Source organism: Saccharopolyspora sp. NPDC045839, assembly GCF_056431645.1.
On sequence record NZ_JBWKKH010000046.1, the window covers coordinates 1 to 17,119 of the forward strand.

Sequence of the window (17,119 nt, forward strand, 5' to 3'; positions counted from 1 at the left end):
CAACTCCCCGAACGCAACCTCACGATCGGGATCGTGCACACTAGCCATCGCAGCCCTTGGATCGATCTTCTTTCTGTGGCAAGAGGAATGATCAAACAAGGGCTGCGTTCATGATCAACCGGGTCCGTGCTACCCACGCCAGAGGTTAAAAACCAAGCTTAGACAGAGTTACCCTGGTTAGCCGCAGGGGAGTGTCTGATTAACGGCGGATCGGTTCAGAGTGTGGCAGGTGGTGGGCAAGTTTCCCGATCAGCTGGCGCTGCCGGGGCTGGTGTGGACCCGGGGGCAGGTCACGGAGCTGATCGAGCGCTGGTTCGGTATCCGGCTCTCGCGGGTCACGATCGGGAAGTACCTGCGCTCGTGGGGTCTGTCGCCGCAGAAACCGATCCGGGCCGCCTACGAGAGAGATCCGGAAGCGGCGGCTCGCTGGGTGGAACAGGACTATCCCGCGATCGCCGCCCGCGCCCGCAAAGAGCAGGCGGTGATTCTGTGGCTGGACCAGACCGGGCTGCGTTCGGATGCGGCGGTAGCGGCCACCTGGGCTCCGGCCCGCGAGGTCATGCGCCGTGTGATCGAATTCTACGAGGTGCCTGATGACCTCGAAGACGGCGTCGCGGAGCGCATGGATCGCCAGACGATCCTTTACCACGGTGATCATCGGTTCCACTTCATTCTGGCGCAGCAAGCATTGACGACGATGGTAGGCGGGGCTGACGTCATGATCGGTCAGCTTGATCGACTCTTAGCGGTTACGTCATTACCACGGGTAGTTTTCGGTGTCATTCCGAACGGCGCCGAATACCGGACACCTATCAATCAGTTTATACACTGAGCAGTGAGTGACAGGATCGGCGGCACGGACACTCATCACCAATGCGCTTAAGAACTTCCAGGAGCAGCAAGGCGAGGAAGTGCCCTCGACGTCATGAAGGTTCGCGCATTCGACGACGTATAGCGATCGACGGACTGGCGCAACGACGAAGACCCCGCCACCGTCGCGCGCGGCAGCAGGGCCTTCAGTCGGCCGAAAAGCTATGCGGCGTAAGCGATAGCGTCGAACTCGCGCTTGGCGATGCCGTCTCGGAAAGCGACAATTTCGGCCTCGGTGAAGACGAGCTCGATGCCCGCCTGACCAGTGCGCCGGAGGAGGTACATGCCGTCTTCGCGGCGCGTGATCTCCAGGGCCAGGCCGCCGGCCTGGCCTTCGCGTTCGTCGGCCAGGTAGGCGTCGAACTCGTCAGCGGTGAAGACGATTCGGTGGTCGTTCGGAGCGCCGAAGGTGGTCTTGGAGTCGCGCAGCTCGACCCAGCCGCCTCGGCGGGCGACGCACACGCACGACTGGTTGGGCTGGCTGCGAGTGGCCTTCCGGAATTCGGGTTCAGCGAACGATGGCGGGATCGTACTCATGCGGTCTCCCTAGGGGTGTCGGGGATATTCCTTGAACTCGGCGGCAACCTGCTCAATGAACTCCCGGCTCTGGTCGAAGTTCAGAGCGGCAGCAGTCAGACGTGCCCAGGCTGCATCATGTTTGGCGAGCGCCTTCTTGTCATCGAGATAGCGGATCTCGCCTACACCTTCGATGTACGCCAGCTCCAGCGGCCCGGCCTGACCAGGCGAGGGCACGCGGAGAAGCACGAAATGGTTACCGATCGGAGACTGGCGTCCAGGAAGGACCGCGTAAGGCATCACCTGGATCATGACATTCGGTCGGTTCGAGAGCTTGATGATGTGATCAAGCTGCTCACGCATGACCTCGGGTCCGCCACCCCACATGCGGCGCAAACACGACTCGGAGAGTACGAACTGAGCGGATGGCGGCTCGCCCTTGTCCAAGATGTCTTGCCGAGCGAGCCGGGCGTTCACCAAGTCGTCGACGGTCAGGCCATTGATCTCGGGCTGAGTCGCGTGCATGGCGCGAGCGTATTGCTCGCACTGCAACAGGCCAGGGACGACTTCCACTTGGGACCAGCGGATCTGGTCTGCGTGCTTCTCCAGGTCAACCAGCAGGCGCACGTCCTCGCTGTAGGCACGGTTGTGGCCGGTCGTCCAGAACCCGCGCTTGTGGTTGTCGCGTCGCAGCTCGCGCAGTGCCTCCTGGTAGCCCTCGTCAGCGAAGCCGAGCTTGGTGGCAAGGAGGATCAGGTCGCCAGGAGCGATGTTGCCCGCGCCGCTGATCAGGCTGGCGATCCGACTTTGGCTCATCTCGATCAGCTTGGCAGCCTCTGATTGCGAGACACCCGCAGTCTCCATCATGTGTGCAATCTCGCGTCCGAGTAGCAGCTTCTTGGCCGTACGGATGGTTGCCATCGTCGCGTTGCGCCTCTCAGTAAACGGGCGGGCGGGCTGATACCTCCCTCCTCCGCAGAGGGTATCGCCCAAGCACACCCGATCGGACGGCTAGTCAAAGGTTGATTATCTGCCTATGGTTACCGTTAATAGATCACAGCAGGAGAGTTACCCGGATCAGATACAAGCCTACTGATGATTGGAGGACACTCGATGAGTACCCCTGCCGTCCCTACCTTTGCGCATCCGACCAGGAGAAACGTCGCGTGTACCGACTCCACCAACAGGACGACGAGCGTCGCGACCTACATCAGCTCCGACCGCGTGGTGCTCCTGGCTTCGCCGACCGAAGCCTCGTTCCTGACACCAGATGCGGCTCGCTCGCTGGCTGACGACCTTTGCGAGCTCGCTGCCGCAATCGAGATCGCGCGGCTGGGACGGCGCCGCCAAAGCGTTCCGATTGCGCCCCGCCACAACTGAGACCCGCCCGGCCGTCCTGTGACCCCAGGCGGGACGGTCTGGGCGCATGTGGCGGGCGGCGCCGCGTCGAGCCGAACCGGGGTTAGACAAGACCCCTGGCTTCGCGCGCCGCCCGTCCCCGAAAACCGATCGAGAACGGAGGGCTGGATAGCCCTGAAGGAGGCGGTTTTGATGACCGTCGAGGACGAGCGCCTGTACGTGATGTGGGTTCTCAGTGGCGCTGACAGGCAGGATCACGCCGTCACCGACGAGGAGAACGCGCGGGCGATCGGGAAAGGCACCGGCCGCGTCGAGGCGGTCTGCGGTCACCCGGTCCTTACGGTCTCGCTGACCAACCCGCCGGGCCGGAAGTGTTCCCGCTGCCTGGCCTACCTCCTGGCGTGGGTCACGCCGTCCGACATCGATCTCCGCATGAAGTCGCGTCACCGCTGCCGCCGCGACAGTTGGTTCCGGCGACTATTCAGACTCCCTGCCCGACCCGACCCCCGACCGGGCCGGGCAGGGTCCGATCACGGCGGGTCTGCCGTGAAGCCCCCGAATCCGGCAGGCCCGCCGTGCACCACCCCGAGGAACGATCATGCTGCTGACACCGCCCTCCGACGAAATGGCCCCGCACATCGCCGCCCTCCGGCGAGCCGTTGATGCCCGGTTCCGGTTCATGCACTTCGGCGAGGCGATCTACGCAGAACGCTGGTGCAGCTACGGCGTGGTCGAGAACATCGCCTTGCGCGGGATGTCCGAAGCCGTCGCGGCACGCATCCGTGCTGAGGACTACCCGAATGGCGACCCGCTGTGGCAAGAAATCGGCACCGTTGCCGAAGTGATTCACGCACTGCTGGCGCTGCCGCCGCACGGACACCCCGGCGCACCGATGCCGGCCCGCCGCGCTTCCAGCACGCTATCGATTCCCAGCAAGGAACTTTGAACAGTGCAGCGAAGGCGTGGACGGGCCTCTGGACGGGTCACATCATCCACCGTGTCCTACCTGAGAACGCCGAACGCCTTCACGGTGCCGGACGCACCTTCGGTCTCGCGGAATGCGGTGCCGCCTGCCTGCCCTCGCCACCACGACCGGGCCAGAGCCACTGCACGACCTGCTGGCCGTTCGGCTCACCGACTACAACTTCGCGGCCGATCTGACTGCTTCGCAGGACAGCAGAAGGAGAACATCTGATGATTGTCACATTGATCGCACTCAGTGGCGCGGCTCTTTCAGTCATGACGTGGTTGCTGGTCCGCTACTGCGTCGAGAGAGGCAAGCACGGCGGGGCTGGTGAAGGCACGCTGACGGTGCGTCACTTGCTCGGCCAGGCCGCCTTCGGGTCAGCGCATTAGCCCCGGCGCTCGCTTCACGAACCAGTCGCGCTTCGCAGTGACTTGGCTGATGACCTCGCCGTTGTGAAGACGAGGATCCTATAGCTGACCGAAACCGCTCTGCCGCTCGTCAAAGACGACTGCGCGCGCTATCCGGCCATTCTGCGCCGACCCCACGTGCCCACGTTCCGTTGGCTTCCCTATGACGGCGGAATCCGGCGTTCGTCGAAACGGAGACAGCAAATGTCCATAGAGGATCGATCGACCTGCAGCAACCAGCGGCACGAGGTCGGATGCACCGATGTGATGGACCGCGCCCGGGTTCTGCGGGTTCTCCCGCTCGCTCATGGCCGTGTGGGAGTGCAGCCGCCGCCTGGTGAGTGGTTCGAGGTGAACGCCAAGCAGCTTCGCGACTTGCTCGCTGCGGCTCGGGAGGTGATCTGGGAGTCACATGTGAACTACGCCCCCATACTTCGAACGACCGTGGTGGGTGGGACGTGTTTCTGAAGGAGCTCTATACATCGGTGCGCCAGCGTTTGGACGACGTGGCGCGAGTCGTCTGTGAGGGTGATGACCGAGCGGTGACCGCGGTTGCTCGCTCAGAGGTTCCGCACCTCATCAAAGCCGTGCGGACCCTGATGGCCGAACACGAGCCGAACGAGATCGGTGAGTGCCCGGCATGTTCTCGAACCTTGTGGCGGTGGCAGAAACCGTGGCGGCGACCGAAATCTCCGTGCAAGATCTACCTCTCAGCACGGCGCACGCTATTCGACGAAGCCGACGAGCCGCGTCACGCCCTGCGCTGAATCCCATATCTAGCTCGGCTTCCAGCACTCCCCCGGCCCGGGAGCCGAGCTACTGGCTGGCGACGCGTCGCCGGGCTATACCCCGAACAGCCATGACCCCGGTGGCGTGTCGCCAGCCGGGTCCTTCGCAAGGAGCACGCAGTGGTTTCCGTTCACCGCTCCCCGGATTTCACCCGACGTGGTGGGACGAGGAGAACCTCGATCACCACCTCGCCCGCCCCCTCACCGCCGCCACCCTCGGCATCGACCTCCCCCGGCCACTGGCCGGCGAGGTCGCGCTGTCACCGAGGGCCTGGCGCGCCGCCCGGCGCCGGTGGCTCACCCTTCCTGCCGAGCTGCGCGGCTGCGGCATCACCGCGTTCCTGCTGCACGCCGCCGCCACGACCGGGCCAGTGAGGTCCGTGTGCGCGCCCCACGTCAAACGACACGCGGCAGCTGTTTCGAACCTGCCGCGGTACTTCAAAGACACCGTGCCGGTCCTGCTGGCACCGGCCGCCACAGCACCCTGGCCCCAGTCGAGCTGGGTCTGCCGCGGATCGCGCACCGCACGGTCGCCCCCACGGAGATCACCGCCCGCCGCGAACGCCTGGCGGCGCTGAAACACCGCGCGGCCGACGGGATGCCGTGGCCGGAGGTGGTGGCCACCGCTTGGCACACGGTCGCCACTGGCATCCCCGCCACCGACACCGCCGCGACGTTGTGGCCGTCCTATGTGAACAGGCGCGCACCTGGCTGCACGTCGGGTCGGTCAGCTCCCTGGACCAGCGCCAGGCCCAGCTGCACACCTGGATGACCACCGTCTTCGACGCCCTCACCACGAAGGAGACAAGCACCGTATGACCGCCGCCACCAGCGACTTCCGGGGCCGCGCGCTGGAGATCCCCGAACTCGGCGATGGCGACGACCTCGTCGGCCCGGTCCTCGGCGTGCTCGCCTCGCTCGGCGAGCAGCTCGCGCCCGGTGACGTCCTTGTCGTCGCCAGCAAAGTGGTGTCGTTGTCGGAACGGCGCACGGTCGCCTACACCGGAATCACCCCGAGCCGCCACGCCCGCCTCCTGGCCTACCTCACCGGGAAACCCGCCGAACTCGTGCAGATCATCCTGGATGAGTCGGTCTCCCACCGGCTCGCGGGCCCGACCGGGCCCCTCATCGCTCACCACCACCTCGGCTACGAGCTCACCAGCGCCGGAGTGGACCAAGACGGCGACCACGACCGCGCGGTGCTGCTGCCCGCCGACCCCGACGCCTCCGCCCGCCGGCTGCGCGACGCCCTCCACCACGCCACCGGCGCCAGCGGGCTCGCCGTGGTCATCGCCGACTCCGACGGCCGCCCCGACCGGCACGGCTCCACCGTGATCGCACTCGGCGCCGCCGGAATCCACCCGCTGCGCACCACCGAACACCAGGGCACGCGCCAGCACGAGACGCTCGTCGACCTCGTGGCCGCGGCCGCCGGGCTCCTGCTCGGCCAGCGCGGCCGCGGCGCCCCCGTCGCCCTGCTGCGCGGCATCCGCTTCACCCACAGCGACACCGGCGTGACCTCCGTCCTGCACGCCGCCCCGTGACCACGCCCCCGACGAACAAACCTCTTTCGCCACCCGGAACTCCCGGCTGGCCTGATGTGTGGAAAGGAACCGCTCGATGTACTGGAACCTGCGCATGGCGGCCGCCAAGCGCGGCATCTGGAAAGCCGTCCAGGTGCAAGAACTTCTCGCCCGACACGGTCTCGTGATCTCGGCCGGGAAGATGTCCGGCCTGTGGTCCCGCCAGCCCACCAGCGTCAAGCTCAGCGACCTCGCGGTCATCTGCAAAGCCCTCGACTGCGGCATCGACGAACTCCTGACCCCCGAACCCGCCAAGGCACCCGCCCCCGGGAACCTCCCGTGGACCACGGCCATCGCGGCGCAAGGATGTTGACCAGTGACGATGGCACTCCCGCGTCGGGACCCGGACCCCGCAGAGCTCGTGCTGCGCGCGGACTCCCGCGGCATGACCGCGGCCTGGACCGTCAAGAACAGGGTGCTGCCGCTCAAACACCGCTGCACTCAAGCGCCTTTGCCCGTGCTCGTGCAGCGCCTGACCGAGCTCGGGCGGTGGTTGGTCAACGACGGCCGCGCCTACGTCCTGGAGCAGGGCCTGGCAGTGATGCCCCCCATGGTGCTCTCCCGCGGCATGACCGCCACCCCCTGCGCGATCTGGGCCTGGGCACGCGAGGTCCGCGCCGTGCTACACCGCACCGGACACGAGGTGATCATCTGCCCGCACACCGCGGTGCTCCCGGACTCCTCCCTCCCAGAGGACACCGAGCACGCGTGGGCCTGGCTGGCAGCCAGGCCCACCAAGCACGTCCGCTGCGGCACCACCCCTTCGCCGGCCGGACCGCGCCCTTCGCCCGCGCAGGAGGTGCGCTGATGCGCTGGCTTCGCGCCGTGATCCGGAAGTGGCGGGCCGCCTCCCGTGCCCGCTGGACGCGATCGCTGAGGCACCGGCTGTGTGAGTGGCGCACAGGTCCGTCCGCGCGATGGCGACAGACATTGGAGGAGCCCGGCATTGGACGCCGTTAACTGGATTCTTCTTGTCCACGACGACAAACCTGTTGGCCCTCGCGGCTGCTTCCTTGGCTGCATGGTGATGCTGGGCATCTTCACGGGCTCCGTGATCCTCACGCTGCCAGAAGTAGAAGGAACCTTCGGCCACCGCGTCCTCCCCGGCCAAGGCATCACCACTACCGCCGAATCCTGGATAACCCGCCAGGCCGCTCTCCACGACAAGCTCCGCACCTTGCCGTCAACGTTTAGGGATGGAGCCGCCGCGGCTCGGATCGTCCAAGTCGCAAGAGCTTTGCTCTCTATGAGCCGAAATGCCTCATATCGGACGCCAGTAGATGGCCCACAGACTGGCTGGGCTCTGGATGGTACCCATCCTGTTGGTCCCTTCGTGTGAATGATCGTCAAACCGCGGATTCTCACTGGGCGGGTGTTTAGCGTGGCCACGCTGGTTGGACTCGGAAGTAACGCGAATCGCCAAAAAACTCACAATGTGATGCCAGCAATAATATTGGAAAACTGTTGATCGAGGAAAGCGGCCAGTGTCTTTCTCCGGTTGGAGAAGCTTGTTGGCGCAGGGAAGGGACGAGGGCTGCGATGGCTGACGGATTCCACGTCGACCTCAAGGCGTTAGCGCAGGCCAGCGATGGAGTGAACCAGACGTTGAGCCAGCTGGCGCGACACCGGGTCGACACGATCGACGGCGACGGCGCAATCGTGGGGCACGACCGGTTAGCCGGAACGATCACGGACTTCTGCGACCGGTGGCAACTCGGTGTCACGAACCTGGCAAAGGATGAGCAGGCGATCGCAGGCCAGCTGACGTACTGTGTCGAGACCTACCAAAAAGTCGATCAGGACGCCCAGGAACAACTCGCGGGCATCATCGACCGGTCTACCGGACCCGATCCCGCCGGCCCGCGATGACAGCGGAACTAGGAATCACCAAGGACCCGAAGGCTCTCATACCAGGTGATGTCGGCGCGCTCCAGACCATCGCGCAGCAAATGACCACCTACGGCGAAGCCCTGCACGACGCCGGGTCAGGGCTGCGACGCATCAACATAGCCGAGGGCTGGAGTGGCGCTGCGGCCGACAGCTTCCGCGAGGTCTTCGACGGCGAACCACCCAAGTGGTCCGAAGCCGGCGACGCCTTCCAGGACGGCGCAGGCGCTCTCGCCGGATATGCCTCGACCTTGTCTTGGGCGCAGACACAGGCACAGGATGCCATCCGGTTGTGGGACGAGGGAGAAGCATCAACTCAGAGGGCCAAAGAGCAGCACGACCAAGCGGTACGTCAAGCTGAACAAGACGCTGCTGCCAGAGCAGAGAATGGCGCGCCCACCACAGCACCGGTGATTCCGTTCAACGACCCGGGGGAAGCCAAACGCGCAGAGGCACGCAGGATCCTTGACCGCGCCCGAGGCCAGCTCCGTGCCGCCGGAGACGCGGCAGCCGATACGCTTGGTCGCGCCCGAGACAAAGCGCCGGAACGCCCCGGATTCTGGGACGACGTCGGCGACGTCCTCGGCGATATCGGCGACGGACTCGTCAACATCGGCACCCACGCCGTCAATGACCTCGCCTCGGTCGGCAACGCCATGCTCAACCATCCCACCGATGTCGCCATGGCGGCAGCGGGCATCGGGCTGATGGCCGTCAGCGCTGGTGGTGAAGGACTCGGGATTGCCCTAGATGCCACCGGCGTCGGAGCGATTGGCGGGGTCCCGCTCAACGTGGTCTCCGCAGCCGGTATCGCGACCGGAGCGACCATGGTCGGTGCCGCCGCGATGAACATCGCCACCAACGCGGCAGGCGATGACCACGTCGAGCCACTCGATAGACACGACAACAGCTCCACGGATGTCGACGGCAACCCGCCCGGGGTCAAGGACGGCTGGGAAGCCCGAACCGCAGACAACGGAAAGGGAACCGTCTACCAGGATCCGGGTTCAAGCGGTAACGCGAACATGGTGCGAGTGATGGATCCGAAGCCGGGTTATCCGGACGGGTACGTCCGGTTCTACAATGAACATGGGCAACCAGTGGGGCTCAACGGAAAGCCGGGGCCCAACTCTGAAACGCACATCCCTCTACGTCCTGACGGCTCCTACCCGGTTCCGGAAGGCTGGTAAGGAAAAATGGACCTCAACCTGCAGGGGCAACGGCTCACCGAGCAGAGCTTCGACTACACAGTGTCCTTCGGGACCAGCGGGGGGTACGAGTTCCGCATCGAAAACGACTACACGCTGCGGACATCCCACGGCGTGCTGAGTTTCTCTCCGGATCCGTCCAATGCGGACTCCGACGATCTGCGATCCCTTGCTGATCAGGTCATCAGCAAGGGATACATTGAGAGTGATGGCACGCTCGTCGTGAGGTTCGCCAGCGGGGACGAACTTCGTGCGTACCCCAGTCCCACCTACGAAGCTTGGACCGTAGCCGGACCCGGCGGGATGAAGGTCGTGTGCATGCCCGGCGGCGAGCTCGCCACCTGGAAAGCGAGCCAGGCCTAATCAGGTGGCATTAGTCGGGCCCGCAGATAACCGCGGTTCCGACGACGTAGTCCCTTCCGAGGTGAGCTATGGGTGTGCAGAGCACCCGTAGTGCCGCATGAGTGATTGCCTGGTGGTGCGCCGATATCAGGGTCTTGCAGGGGAAGGGCTCGTCGGCGTTGCCGTGATTCGTTTTCTCGGCATTGGCAGGCATCGGCGGCCCAGGCGTACCCACGGATGATCTCAGTGATCGGCGCCTGCTTGGCAGTGTTGGCAGGGGTGATCGATTCGTTGCTCGTGTTTAGGGTCTCTCATTCAGGCAATGCGCCCACTCGAGTGAGAGTTGCGCGAACCGAATTGGAGTCGGGGATTTTGTGCGGGCCTCGAGCTGGTGTCCAGGGTTGCCAGCAGCTGCTGTGCGAGAGTGACTGCATCGGGCCTGCGGTGTGGTCGCAGTGTCACGTGTTGGATGGCCTGCTGGCGGTCACGTGCGCACACGCCTCCCCAGATCCCCCAGCTCGTGCCCTCGTCGCTTTCGTAGGTCAGGGCGATGGCGAGGCATTCGGTCTTAACTGGACAGCCCGCACACGCGTGGGCAGCTTGACGCCGCTGGTACTCCGCCGATTCGGTGCCGCGGGCCAGCGCTGGAAACCATCTGTCCTGGGTGACGGACGTGACGCAGCGGCCACGCCGGCGTACTTCCGTCTGGAGTTCTCCTATTTCTTGATCAAACACGGCGACCCCCAATATGTGAATCAAAGATCCCGTCGCTCATGTGTGCTTGCGTCGATCAGCGCGGGGCATGCTTTTACCGCTCGAGACGGCGGTGTCGTTCACGCGGGCCTCAGTGCCTTGCCTTCCGCCCACCTGCGCCAATGGGGACGAACGAGCCTCACCCTCAGCGAAGTATGATCTTGACTTTCTCCACTGATCGCTACGCTACTACGCATCAATGTCGCTGCAAGCTGGGTTTTGCGTCGCTGGCGCGGTTGGGTCGGGGATGTCATGCTTGCGGGTAACGCTGAAGTGGAGAGATGTGATGACGAACAGCTCCGAGCAAACGCCTTCGGCTGCGTCGCCGACCTTAGGCAGTCGGCTCAATCGCCTGTTCGAGGTGCAACGGCCCCCACATGCCCCGGAGCGAACGTTTACCAATCGGGAAGTCGTTGCCGCCTGCAAGGCGTCCGGGCGGGAACTGTCTGAGTCGCATCTTTCCGAGCTGCGCAGGGGGGTGAAGACCAACCCCACCGTGCGCACGCTCGAAACCGTTGCCTGGTTCTTCGAGGTTCGTGTCGGCTACTTCACCGATCCCGCCGTGGCTGCGGAGGTCGAGACTGAGTTGGCCGTGCGGGAGGAGAAGCTACATGCCAAGATCGCGGCTGATCGCCGGGCCCTCCAGGAGCTGCGGGCGGCAACCGAGGAGCTGCAGCAGGCGATGAAGGAGTCGGGCGTCACGAAAGTCGGACACCGCGGGGCCACCAATGTCACGGCCGCGCGTGAGCAGGCTGCGATGATGCGCGCACTCGCTCGCGCTCTGCTCGACGACGGGGACGAGGACGAGGAGGCTGGGGGGAGGACACGTGCATGACCGATGCCGAAGGCGACGCTGGGTCGGTAGCAGGACGGCTGAATTGGCTGTTCAACGTGGCCGAGGTGAGGGACCCCATTGTCGGCTGGCGGCCGTACACCGACGATGAGGTCGGTCAAGCGGTCGGAATGAGCGGCGATGCTGTCGCCCGTCTACGCGCTGGCGAGCACGCGAACACGGAGCAGCTTGGTGTCATCGCCAAATTTTTCGGAGTCGATTCTGCCTTCTTCGGGGCCGATCCAACCGAAGTTGCTCGAGCGCACGAGGCCGTTCTCAAACGCGCGCTGCATGACTGGGGTCTCGACGGATTTCGGATCTGTCGCGCGTTCGCGCCGTCTGCCGTATCGCGGTGGGACGAGCTCGGCCGAAGCCTGGGACTCCGAACTTCGTCTGCGGCCGGGGCCGAATATCACGCGTCGCGCGACGACGTTGACGGCGGCCGAATCTGGAGCTCGGCGCTCACGGGGCCGTTGAACGTGACACAGATGCAGGCGCTGTGCCAGAACCTGATCATCTCCCTCGGGATGCGTCCATCACTCGACCCGGTCGATCTGTGTCACCGACTCGGGAAGTACCGTGGCCGGCCTATCAAGGTCCGGGGAGTCGATCTCGGTGCTACCACCTCTGTAGGTCATGTCGCGCAACAGCGGCGGGCGGATTCCATCCTGTACGAGCGGGCAGCCCCAACACCGCAACGCGATCTGGTGATCTTTCACGAACTGATCCATCTGGTCCGCGAGCACCTGGACGTCGGCGAGTCACTGACGTGCGGGGTCGCAGCCTCAAAAGCTCCGGATTCCCAGGGCGCCTATGCCGACTGGCGCGAGTGGGAGGCTGAGGTCGGAGCTCGTCTCCTTGTAACGATGTCGCGTCAGCGACCGCGGCCGAACGATCTGCCCGCGGATGTCGGTGCGGCGGAGCGCAGCATCGCTGCCGCGTTCGGCTTCGTCGCCCTGGATCAGGAACGAACATGAGTGCCGAGCTGGCGCTGCGGTGGCTCAAGGCTGCCGTAATCGTGGCGGTCGCGATCTGGGAGCTTCTCCAGCTGACACGAAGGCGGCACGATCTCGCACTGCGGGTGCTGGTGCCCGGGCTGCTGTGCTTGGCGTTCGCGGCCACGGTCGGCATCCGCACGCCCATGTTGGCTCCGGTCAAAGAGTTCTTCGGCAGTGCGTGGACGCCGTTGATCAACGGGTGCTGGATGGCGATGGCCTACGCATGGGCTGCGTACTTCCTTCTCGCGGACACCAGCAAGCCCGTGTCCGCACGTGCCCGCGCAGCATGGCTCGAGCTTGGCGTACTGGCTGCCGCGGTAACCACGATGGTGGTGATGCTGGCTGTGTGGCCGACGGAAACCGGAAGTGGCCAGTACCGGACATGGCAACGTGCGGGTTTCTACCTCGCCGTCGACGGGTATTCGTTGGGCGCGTGGTTTCTCGGGGTCCGCCGGGCCAGCAGATATCTCACGCGGCTGGAGCATCCGTGGGCTCGCGCCGCATTCTGGGTCGTGATCGTCGGCAGCGCCGCAATGGCACTGGGAGTCAACGCGATCTCGCTGGCCCGGCAAGCCATTCGGACCGTCGCACCCCACGCCAAGCTAGAAATTCTGAGCACGCTGTACTCCACGGGCCAGCTCGGTGGCCAACTGTTGCTGGCGTTGGGGCTGGCACTGGCACCGTTGGCCACCGCTGTGTTCGCGATCAGAACGCGTTACGAGCAGGCTCTCCGAACCCGCTACGCCACCGAGATGCGTCCGTTGTGGAAGAAGCTGACCGAGGAGTTCCCGCACATCGCCTTGGACGCCCCGCACAGCGGCGATCGTCGCAGCAGCGACGGCGACTTCGAACGAATCACTGCCGAGATCACCGACGGCTTGGCCGAACTTGCTAGAGACTGTCCGGAACCAAAAGGCGATCCTCGCGACCCAGTCGTGGCGGCGAACATGGTGGAGGCGGCATTGCGGCGGCGTGCGCAGGCTCGTGACGCGCGGTGGGCCGGCGATGAGCCTGAGCCCACTGAGCCGCCATATCCGCGCGTGGAGCCTGACTTCCACGGCAGTTGGCGCCGTCGAGCACAGTGGATGATCGGACTCGCTGCAGAGCTGGCAAAGCGCGGCGCGATCCGAAAGGAGTTGGAGAATGGCCATGCCGGAGGCTGACGTGCGTCTGTCCGTCCTGGACACTTCACCGATCGTGCAGGGCTCCACTGCTCGACAGGCCCTCCTCAACACTCTCGATCTGGCCCGATTTACCGAAGAACTGGGCTATTACCGGTACTGGGTGCCCGAACACCACAGTATGCGCGGAGTCGCCAGCTCTGCTCCCGCAGTGCTGGTGGGCCAGATAGCCAGTGCCACTCGCCGCATGCGCGTGGGATCCGGCGGGGTTCTCTTGCCCCACCACGCGCCGCTGGTGGTCGCAGAGCAGTTCGGGACTCTGGAGGCACTGAATCCCGGCCGGATTGATCTTGGACTCGGTCGCGCACCAGGCGGGCCGTCTCATGCCACCGCCGCAATCCGCGGTCCACGCCCGCACAACGATGTGTCATTTGGCGAGCTGCTGCAGGAACTGCTCAGCTACTTCGATCCAACAGAGGACCAGACCGTCACAGCAGTGCCTGCCGCCGGAAACCGGCCGAATGTGTGGATTCTCGGCTCAAGCACTGCCAGCGCCGAGCTCGCAGGCTCGGTCGGCTTGCCCTACGCGTTCGCCCACCACCTCAACCCGGACGGCCTAGAAGCGGTCCGGATGTATCGGGACTCGTTCCAGCCTTCGCCGACGTCGCCGGCCCCGCAGATCATCGTCAGCATCTCGGTCATTGCCGCAGACACCGACGAGCGCGCCGAATGGCTCGCGGGCTCAACTCGACTGAAGGTGCTCAGCCGCATCCAAGGCAAGCGGATCCTGCTGCCCAGCCCGGAAGACGCGGCCGCGTACGCCTACACCTCCGCAGACCGCAAGGAGATCGCCGAGCGTTCCCACAGCGTCGTGGTGGGCTCGCCCGCCACTGTGCGCAGCAAGCTGAACACCCTGCTCGACGAGACCGGCGCCGACGAGATCATGGTGACCACACCGGTCTACAACCACACCGATCGCCGCCGATCCTACGAACTACTCAGCTCGCTCCCGTTCAGTTCCGAAGCCAGCGCGTTCGGCAACAGTATCCGCAAACTCGGCAAGCCCGTCGCTTAAAGACTGGAAGATCGACCAACGCGGCCCTCGATTGCTTGATCGAGGGCCGCGCTGGTCAGCTGCTGTTTAGTTGTTAGCGGTAGTCGACGCCTGCCTTGTTCGGTCAGCCGGGCGGTGTGAGGCCGAGGCAAGCGGCGACACTGCCGTGTACCCAGCCGATGACCCGGGTTGTGTCGTCGGTCAGGTTGACCCAGTCAGGCGTTGTGGGGGCCCCGCCGACGAGCTGGTGCACACGGTAGGCATGGTCCTTGTAGTAGACGCCGTCGACGGGCGACTGCAGGTCTGCGGCGCGGCGAATGCGGGCACCGTCTTGAATGGACAGCGCGGTGCCGGGCGGGCAGGCGCCGTCCGCGTGGGCTGTGCCGGTGAGGCCTAGCATCAGGGTTCCCGCGGCAGCTGCCAGGTTCACGGCAGCACCGTACTTTTTGCGCATCGAACATTCCTCTCATAACCAGACTTACGGTCAGGGATTTCGTTAATGCAGAGGAGAAACTTCGCCGACCGGGATGTGTTGAAGACTGATCCCAGTGGCAGGATTCCGGTGATCGTGAGGGATTCAGCAGTGCATCACAGCACGTACTTGTTTGGGAGTCCCTGACGCGGCTCTTCCCAGTGCGGCAGTCCGCATGACCCTGCGATGCAGTCGTCATCGGGGGCGGTGGCTTGAGCCACGGGCACGGCTCCGGGGACGGGCAGCATCGTCAGGACGGCGACCAACGCGGCTCGTATCCTGTTCGTGGCCGCCTTGCGGAGATGCTGGGTTTCTTTGTTCATTATCGTTCTCTCCTTCTCTTTTTAGGCGCAGTTCTCCCGGGCGAGAATTCGCCCTGGGTGGTGCTTTTTGTGGGCCGGCGGTGGCTAGTTGGTGGTGATGCGGAGGATGGCCGCGGTCCAGGTCATGCCGACGCCGATGCCCAGCAGGCCGATGTGATCTCCGGCGGTGACGAGGCGTCGAGCGAGGAGGTGGTGGAGGTCGACGATGTGGTCGCAGGCGCCCATGTGGCCGTAGCGTCGGGCGAGGAAGGCAGTGCTGCGTACTTCGGGGATGCCGAGTGGTGCGAGGCAGTGCCGGTGGGTCAGCGGGGCTCCGTAGTGCGGGCAGAGCAGGTAGCGGAGGTCGTCGGGTTCGAGGTCGGCGTCATACAGCGCTTGCTTGACGACGGCGCCGACGGCGGTCGCGTTGAGCGTCTCGAGACTGCCGGGGCCGTCGTGGGTGGCCAGCCAGCGTGCTTTTCGCTGGCGGAGCTGGATCGGCGGCCTGTAGGTGTTTCCGTTGTACCAGCCGGTGTTGCCGCGATGGAGGCCTTCCAGCTGGGGTTGCGCGCAGGAGGTGGTGGAGACCAATTCGGCCACAGCATCGTCCTGGGAGTCGCGTTGGAGGAGGACGGCGGCTCCGGCGTCGCCGTAGGTGATGCCGGGGTCGGTTTGCCAGCGGTCGAACAGGGGCGTGTGGAAGGTGTCGCCGGCGGTGAGGAGCACGGCCTGACCGGGTTGACCTTTGAGGACGTTGGCGGCCAATTCGAGTCCGGCGACCATGCTGTTAGACATGCCGTTGACCGCAAGGGTCATGGTCGTATCGAGACCGAGCTGGCCGGCGACAAAGCAGTTGGGCGACCAGAAATCGATGCCCGGGTCGTGGATTGTCGAGTGGAGGTGCAGGTCCAGGCGGCGGTGGAAGCCGTGGAGGGCTTGGCGTCCTGCGCGTGTCGCGAGCTCGGGCCCGGTGCATTCTGGTGCGACCGCAACGGAGTCCTGCTGGTTCCGGTGGGCCTGCTGTGCGCTGTAGTGGCCGGCTTGGATGGCGTCGGCGGCGGTCATGAGGTTGCCGGTGGTTGCTCCGATGCCGTTGATCGTGATCCCATGGTGTCGCATGCCGATCACCTCGGGGCGCGCGTCGCGTCGGAGAGGTGTCCGGTGAACCACACTTCGCGGAATCCGTCGGCGCCGATCGAGCAGTCACGGCTGAGTGTGTGAAAGACCGGATCGAGGGCCCGGTTGACGAATCCGAGGAAGACAGGCTTGGCGGCGTCGGTGACCGCGGACAGGTGGCCCCAGTCCTCGTCGTCTTGCCACCGCAAGATAAAGAGCGTTCGGGATCTGCTGGATTGTCGTACGTTTCGCATAATGGATCACTCCAGTCCCGCGCGAGGCGCGCAGGAAGAAAGAGAAACGGGAGCCCATTCGGAATATCGCCATCTCAGTGGAGAGGGTTCCGCGTTGTGGGTTTCGCCACGGTGACACGGGCACGGTTCCGGTGTCAGTTTTTGGTCCCCCCATCGGACAGATACACCCATCCGAGTGAGCCTGGCTCCCAACGCCGCTGGAAGTTCCAGCATCGAAAACCCATGTCACGGAACGTGATCGCGGCTTCCTCTGCTGCAAGGACCTGTGCGACCGGGCATCAATAGATGGT

22 protein-coding genes are annotated in these 17,119 nt (G+C 64.9%); 16 read left to right on the forward strand and 6 right to left on the reverse strand.

Translation table 11 applies throughout. The annotated features are described in order from the left end of the window. The first annotated feature begins 229 nt into the window (after positions 1–229). Positions 230–832: a Scr1 family TA system antitoxin-like transcriptional regulator gene (locus AC07EQ_RS38895; protein ID WP_478392818.1), complete on the forward strand. Its 603-nt coding sequence runs from the start codon at positions 230–232 to the stop codon at positions 830–832. 200 nt (positions 833–1,032) lie between these two features. On the opposite strand, the gene AC07EQ_RS38900 is transcribed toward AC07EQ_RS38895, so the two are convergent. Both AC07EQ_RS38900 and AC07EQ_RS38905 read right to left on the reverse strand, forming a co-directional pair. After that, on the reverse strand, positions 1,033–1,407 hold the full coding sequence (locus tag AC07EQ_RS38900) for a DUF397 domain-containing protein (protein WP_478392819.1): 375 nt from the start codon (positions 1,405–1,407) through the stop codon (positions 1,033–1,035). 9 nt (positions 1,408–1,416) lie between these two features. Then, complete coding sequence (locus tag AC07EQ_RS38905) at positions 1,417–2,307, reverse strand: helix-turn-helix domain-containing protein (protein WP_478392820.1); 891 nt, start codon at positions 2,305–2,307, stop codon at positions 1,417–1,419. A gap of 192 nt (positions 2,308–2,499) precedes the next feature. Here AC07EQ_RS38905 and AC07EQ_RS38910 point away from each other — a divergent pair, with 192 nt between their 5' ends. The 11 genes from AC07EQ_RS38910 to AC07EQ_RS38960 all read left to right on the forward strand — a co-directional run bounded on the left by AC07EQ_RS38910 (position 2,500) and on the right by AC07EQ_RS38960 (position 9,948). Continuing rightward, positions 2,500–2,766 (forward strand): hypothetical protein, encoded by a 267-nt coding sequence (locus tag AC07EQ_RS38910; protein WP_478392821.1) that lies wholly within the window; start codon positions 2,500–2,502, stop codon positions 2,764–2,766. A gap of 577 nt (positions 2,767–3,343) precedes the next feature. After that, positions 3,344–3,691 (forward strand): hypothetical protein, encoded by a 348-nt coding sequence (locus tag AC07EQ_RS38915; RefSeq protein WP_478392822.1) that lies wholly within the window; start codon positions 3,344–3,346, stop codon positions 3,689–3,691. Between the two features lie 248 nt (positions 3,692–3,939). Next, positions 3,940–4,101, forward strand: coding sequence for a hypothetical protein (locus tag AC07EQ_RS38920; protein ID WP_478392823.1), 162 nt, complete (start codon positions 3,940–3,942; stop codon positions 4,099–4,101). A 476-nt stretch (positions 4,102–4,577) separates the two neighbouring features. Then, the gene (locus tag AC07EQ_RS38925; protein ID WP_478392824.1) at positions 4,578–4,886 is read left to right on the forward strand and encodes a hypothetical protein; all 309 of its coding nucleotides are present in this window, start codon (positions 4,578–4,580) and stop codon (positions 4,884–4,886) included. A gap of 648 nt (positions 4,887–5,534) precedes the next feature. After that, complete coding sequence (locus tag AC07EQ_RS38930; protein ID WP_478392825.1) at positions 5,535–5,726, forward strand: hypothetical protein; 192 nt, start codon at positions 5,535–5,537, stop codon at positions 5,724–5,726. Further along, entirely contained in the window at positions 5,723–6,451 is a 729-nt protein-coding gene (locus AC07EQ_RS38935; protein ID WP_478392826.1) for a coenzyme F420-0:L-glutamate ligase, read from the forward strand. The genes AC07EQ_RS38930 and AC07EQ_RS38935 overlap by 4 nt, the downstream gene beginning before the upstream one ends. Before the next feature lie 76 nt (positions 6,452–6,527). After that, positions 6,528–6,803 carry a helix-turn-helix domain-containing protein gene (locus AC07EQ_RS38940; RefSeq protein ID WP_478392827.1) on the forward strand — a complete coding sequence of 92 codons (276 nt, stop codon included), beginning with the start codon at positions 6,528–6,530 and terminating at the stop codon, positions 6,801–6,803. A gap of 9 nt (positions 6,804–6,812) precedes the next feature. After that, a complete protein-coding gene (locus tag AC07EQ_RS38945) occupies positions 6,813–7,298 on the forward strand; it encodes a hypothetical protein (protein WP_478392828.1) in 486 nt (161 codons plus the stop codon). A 731-nt stretch (positions 7,299–8,029) separates the two neighbouring features. Then, a complete protein-coding gene (locus tag AC07EQ_RS38950; RefSeq protein WP_478392829.1) occupies positions 8,030–8,359 on the forward strand; it encodes a hypothetical protein in 330 nt (109 codons plus the stop codon). Continuing rightward, complete coding sequence (locus tag AC07EQ_RS38955) at positions 8,356–9,567, forward strand: WXG100 family type VII secretion target (RefSeq protein WP_478392830.1); 1,212 nt, start codon at positions 8,356–8,358, stop codon at positions 9,565–9,567. The genes AC07EQ_RS38950 and AC07EQ_RS38955 overlap by 4 nt, the downstream gene beginning before the upstream one ends. 6 nt (positions 9,568–9,573) lie before the next feature. Then, on the forward strand, positions 9,574–9,948 hold the full coding sequence (locus AC07EQ_RS38960) for a DUF6188 family protein (RefSeq protein ID WP_478392831.1): 375 nt from the start codon (positions 9,574–9,576) through the stop codon (positions 9,946–9,948). Between the two features lie 294 nt (positions 9,949–10,242). On the opposite strand, the gene AC07EQ_RS38965 is transcribed toward AC07EQ_RS38960, so the two are convergent. Then, positions 10,243–10,662: a WhiB family transcriptional regulator gene (locus AC07EQ_RS38965; RefSeq protein WP_478392832.1), complete on the reverse strand. Its 420-nt coding sequence runs from the start codon at positions 10,660–10,662 to the stop codon at positions 10,243–10,245. 304 nt (positions 10,663–10,966) lie between these two features. Here AC07EQ_RS38965 and AC07EQ_RS38970 point away from each other — a divergent pair, with 304 nt between their 5' ends. From AC07EQ_RS38970 to AC07EQ_RS38985, 4 genes are read left to right on the forward strand one after another with little or no spacing between them, the layout of a single operon-like run. Then, positions 10,967–11,515 carry a hypothetical protein gene (locus tag AC07EQ_RS38970; protein WP_478392833.1) on the forward strand — a complete coding sequence of 183 codons (549 nt, stop codon included), beginning with the start codon at positions 10,967–10,969 and terminating at the stop codon, positions 11,513–11,515. Continuing rightward, positions 11,512–12,489 carry a hypothetical protein gene (locus AC07EQ_RS38975; protein ID WP_478392834.1) on the forward strand — a complete coding sequence of 326 codons (978 nt, stop codon included), beginning with the start codon at positions 11,512–11,514 and terminating at the stop codon, positions 12,487–12,489. Before AC07EQ_RS38970 ends, AC07EQ_RS38975 begins: the two co-directional genes overlap by 4 nt. Next, on the forward strand, positions 12,486–13,673 hold the full coding sequence (locus tag AC07EQ_RS38980) for an MAB_1171c family putative transporter (RefSeq protein ID WP_478392835.1): 1,188 nt from the start codon (positions 12,486–12,488) through the stop codon (positions 13,671–13,673). Before AC07EQ_RS38975 ends, AC07EQ_RS38980 begins: the two co-directional genes overlap by 4 nt. Beyond that, complete coding sequence (locus AC07EQ_RS38985) at positions 13,654–14,706, forward strand: LLM class flavin-dependent oxidoreductase (RefSeq protein WP_478392836.1); 1,053 nt, start codon at positions 13,654–13,656, stop codon at positions 14,704–14,706. The genes AC07EQ_RS38980 and AC07EQ_RS38985 overlap by 20 nt, the downstream gene beginning before the upstream one ends. 103 nt (positions 14,707–14,809) lie before the next feature. On the opposite strand, the gene AC07EQ_RS38990 is transcribed toward AC07EQ_RS38985, so the two are convergent. The 3 genes from AC07EQ_RS38990 to AC07EQ_RS39000 form a co-directional block, all read right to left on the reverse strand. Further along, positions 14,810–15,139, reverse strand: coding sequence for a hypothetical protein (locus AC07EQ_RS38990; protein ID WP_478392837.1), 330 nt, complete (start codon positions 15,137–15,139; stop codon positions 14,810–14,812). Between the two features lie 425 nt (positions 15,140–15,564). Further along, positions 15,565–16,578: a ketoacyl-ACP synthase III family protein gene (locus AC07EQ_RS38995; protein WP_478392881.1), complete on the reverse strand. Its 1,014-nt coding sequence runs from the start codon at positions 16,576–16,578 to the stop codon at positions 15,565–15,567. 5 nt (positions 16,579–16,583) lie between these two features. Then, positions 16,584–16,784 carry a hypothetical protein gene (locus AC07EQ_RS39000; RefSeq protein WP_478392838.1) on the reverse strand — a complete coding sequence of 67 codons (201 nt, stop codon included), beginning with the start codon at positions 16,782–16,784 and terminating at the stop codon, positions 16,584–16,586. Between the last annotated feature and the right edge of the window lie 335 nt (positions 16,785–17,119).

Excerpts from the sequence above, each read along its gene's own strand:
- AC07EQ_RS38985 (WP_478392836.1), top strand. The coding sequence starts at position 13,654 with ATGGCCATGCCGGAGGCTGACGTGCGTCTGTCCGTCCTGGACACTTCA.
- AC07EQ_RS38955 (WP_478392830.1), top strand. The coding sequence starts at position 8,356 with ATGACAGCGGAACTAGGAATCACCAAGGACCCGAAGGCTCTCATACCA.
- AC07EQ_RS38960 (WP_478392831.1), top strand. The coding sequence starts at position 9,574 with ATGGACCTCAACCTGCAGGGGCAACGGCTCACCGAGCAGAGCTTCGAC.
- AC07EQ_RS38900 (WP_478392819.1), bottom strand. The coding sequence starts at position 1,407 with ATGAGTACGATCCCGCCATCGTTCGCTGAACCCGAATTCCGGAAGGCC.
- AC07EQ_RS38935 (WP_478392826.1), top strand. The coding sequence starts at position 5,723 with ATGACCGCCGCCACCAGCGACTTCCGGGGCCGCGCGCTGGAGATCCCC.
- AC07EQ_RS38905 (WP_478392820.1), bottom strand. The coding sequence starts at position 2,307 with ATGGCAACCATCCGTACGGCCAAGAAGCTGCTACTCGGACGCGAGATT.
- AC07EQ_RS38920 (WP_478392823.1), top strand. The coding sequence starts at position 3,940 with ATGATTGTCACATTGATCGCACTCAGTGGCGCGGCTCTTTCAGTCATG.
- AC07EQ_RS38940 (WP_478392827.1), top strand. The coding sequence starts at position 6,528 with ATGTACTGGAACCTGCGCATGGCGGCCGCCAAGCGCGGCATCTGGAAA.
- AC07EQ_RS38915 (WP_478392822.1), top strand. The coding sequence starts at position 3,344 with ATGCTGCTGACACCGCCCTCCGACGAAATGGCCCCGCACATCGCCGCC.
- AC07EQ_RS38980 (WP_478392835.1), top strand. The coding sequence starts at position 12,486 with ATGAGTGCCGAGCTGGCGCTGCGGTGGCTCAAGGCTGCCGTAATCGTG.
- AC07EQ_RS38990 (WP_478392837.1), bottom strand. The coding sequence starts at position 15,139 with ATGCGCAAAAAGTACGGTGCTGCCGTGAACCTGGCAGCTGCCGCGGGA.
- AC07EQ_RS38950 (WP_478392829.1), top strand. The coding sequence starts at position 8,030 with ATGGCTGACGGATTCCACGTCGACCTCAAGGCGTTAGCGCAGGCCAGC.
- AC07EQ_RS38975 (WP_478392834.1), top strand. The coding sequence starts at position 11,512 with ATGACCGATGCCGAAGGCGACGCTGGGTCGGTAGCAGGACGGCTGAAT.
- AC07EQ_RS38970 (WP_478392833.1), top strand. The coding sequence starts at position 10,967 with ATGACGAACAGCTCCGAGCAAACGCCTTCGGCTGCGTCGCCGACCTTA.
- AC07EQ_RS38945 (WP_478392828.1), top strand. The coding sequence starts at position 6,813 with ATGGCACTCCCGCGTCGGGACCCGGACCCCGCAGAGCTCGTGCTGCGC.
- AC07EQ_RS38995 (WP_478392881.1), bottom strand. The coding sequence starts at position 16,578 with ATGCGACACCATGGGATCACGATCAACGGCATCGGAGCAACCACCGGC.
- AC07EQ_RS38910 (WP_478392821.1), top strand. The coding sequence starts at position 2,500 with ATGAGTACCCCTGCCGTCCCTACCTTTGCGCATCCGACCAGGAGAAAC.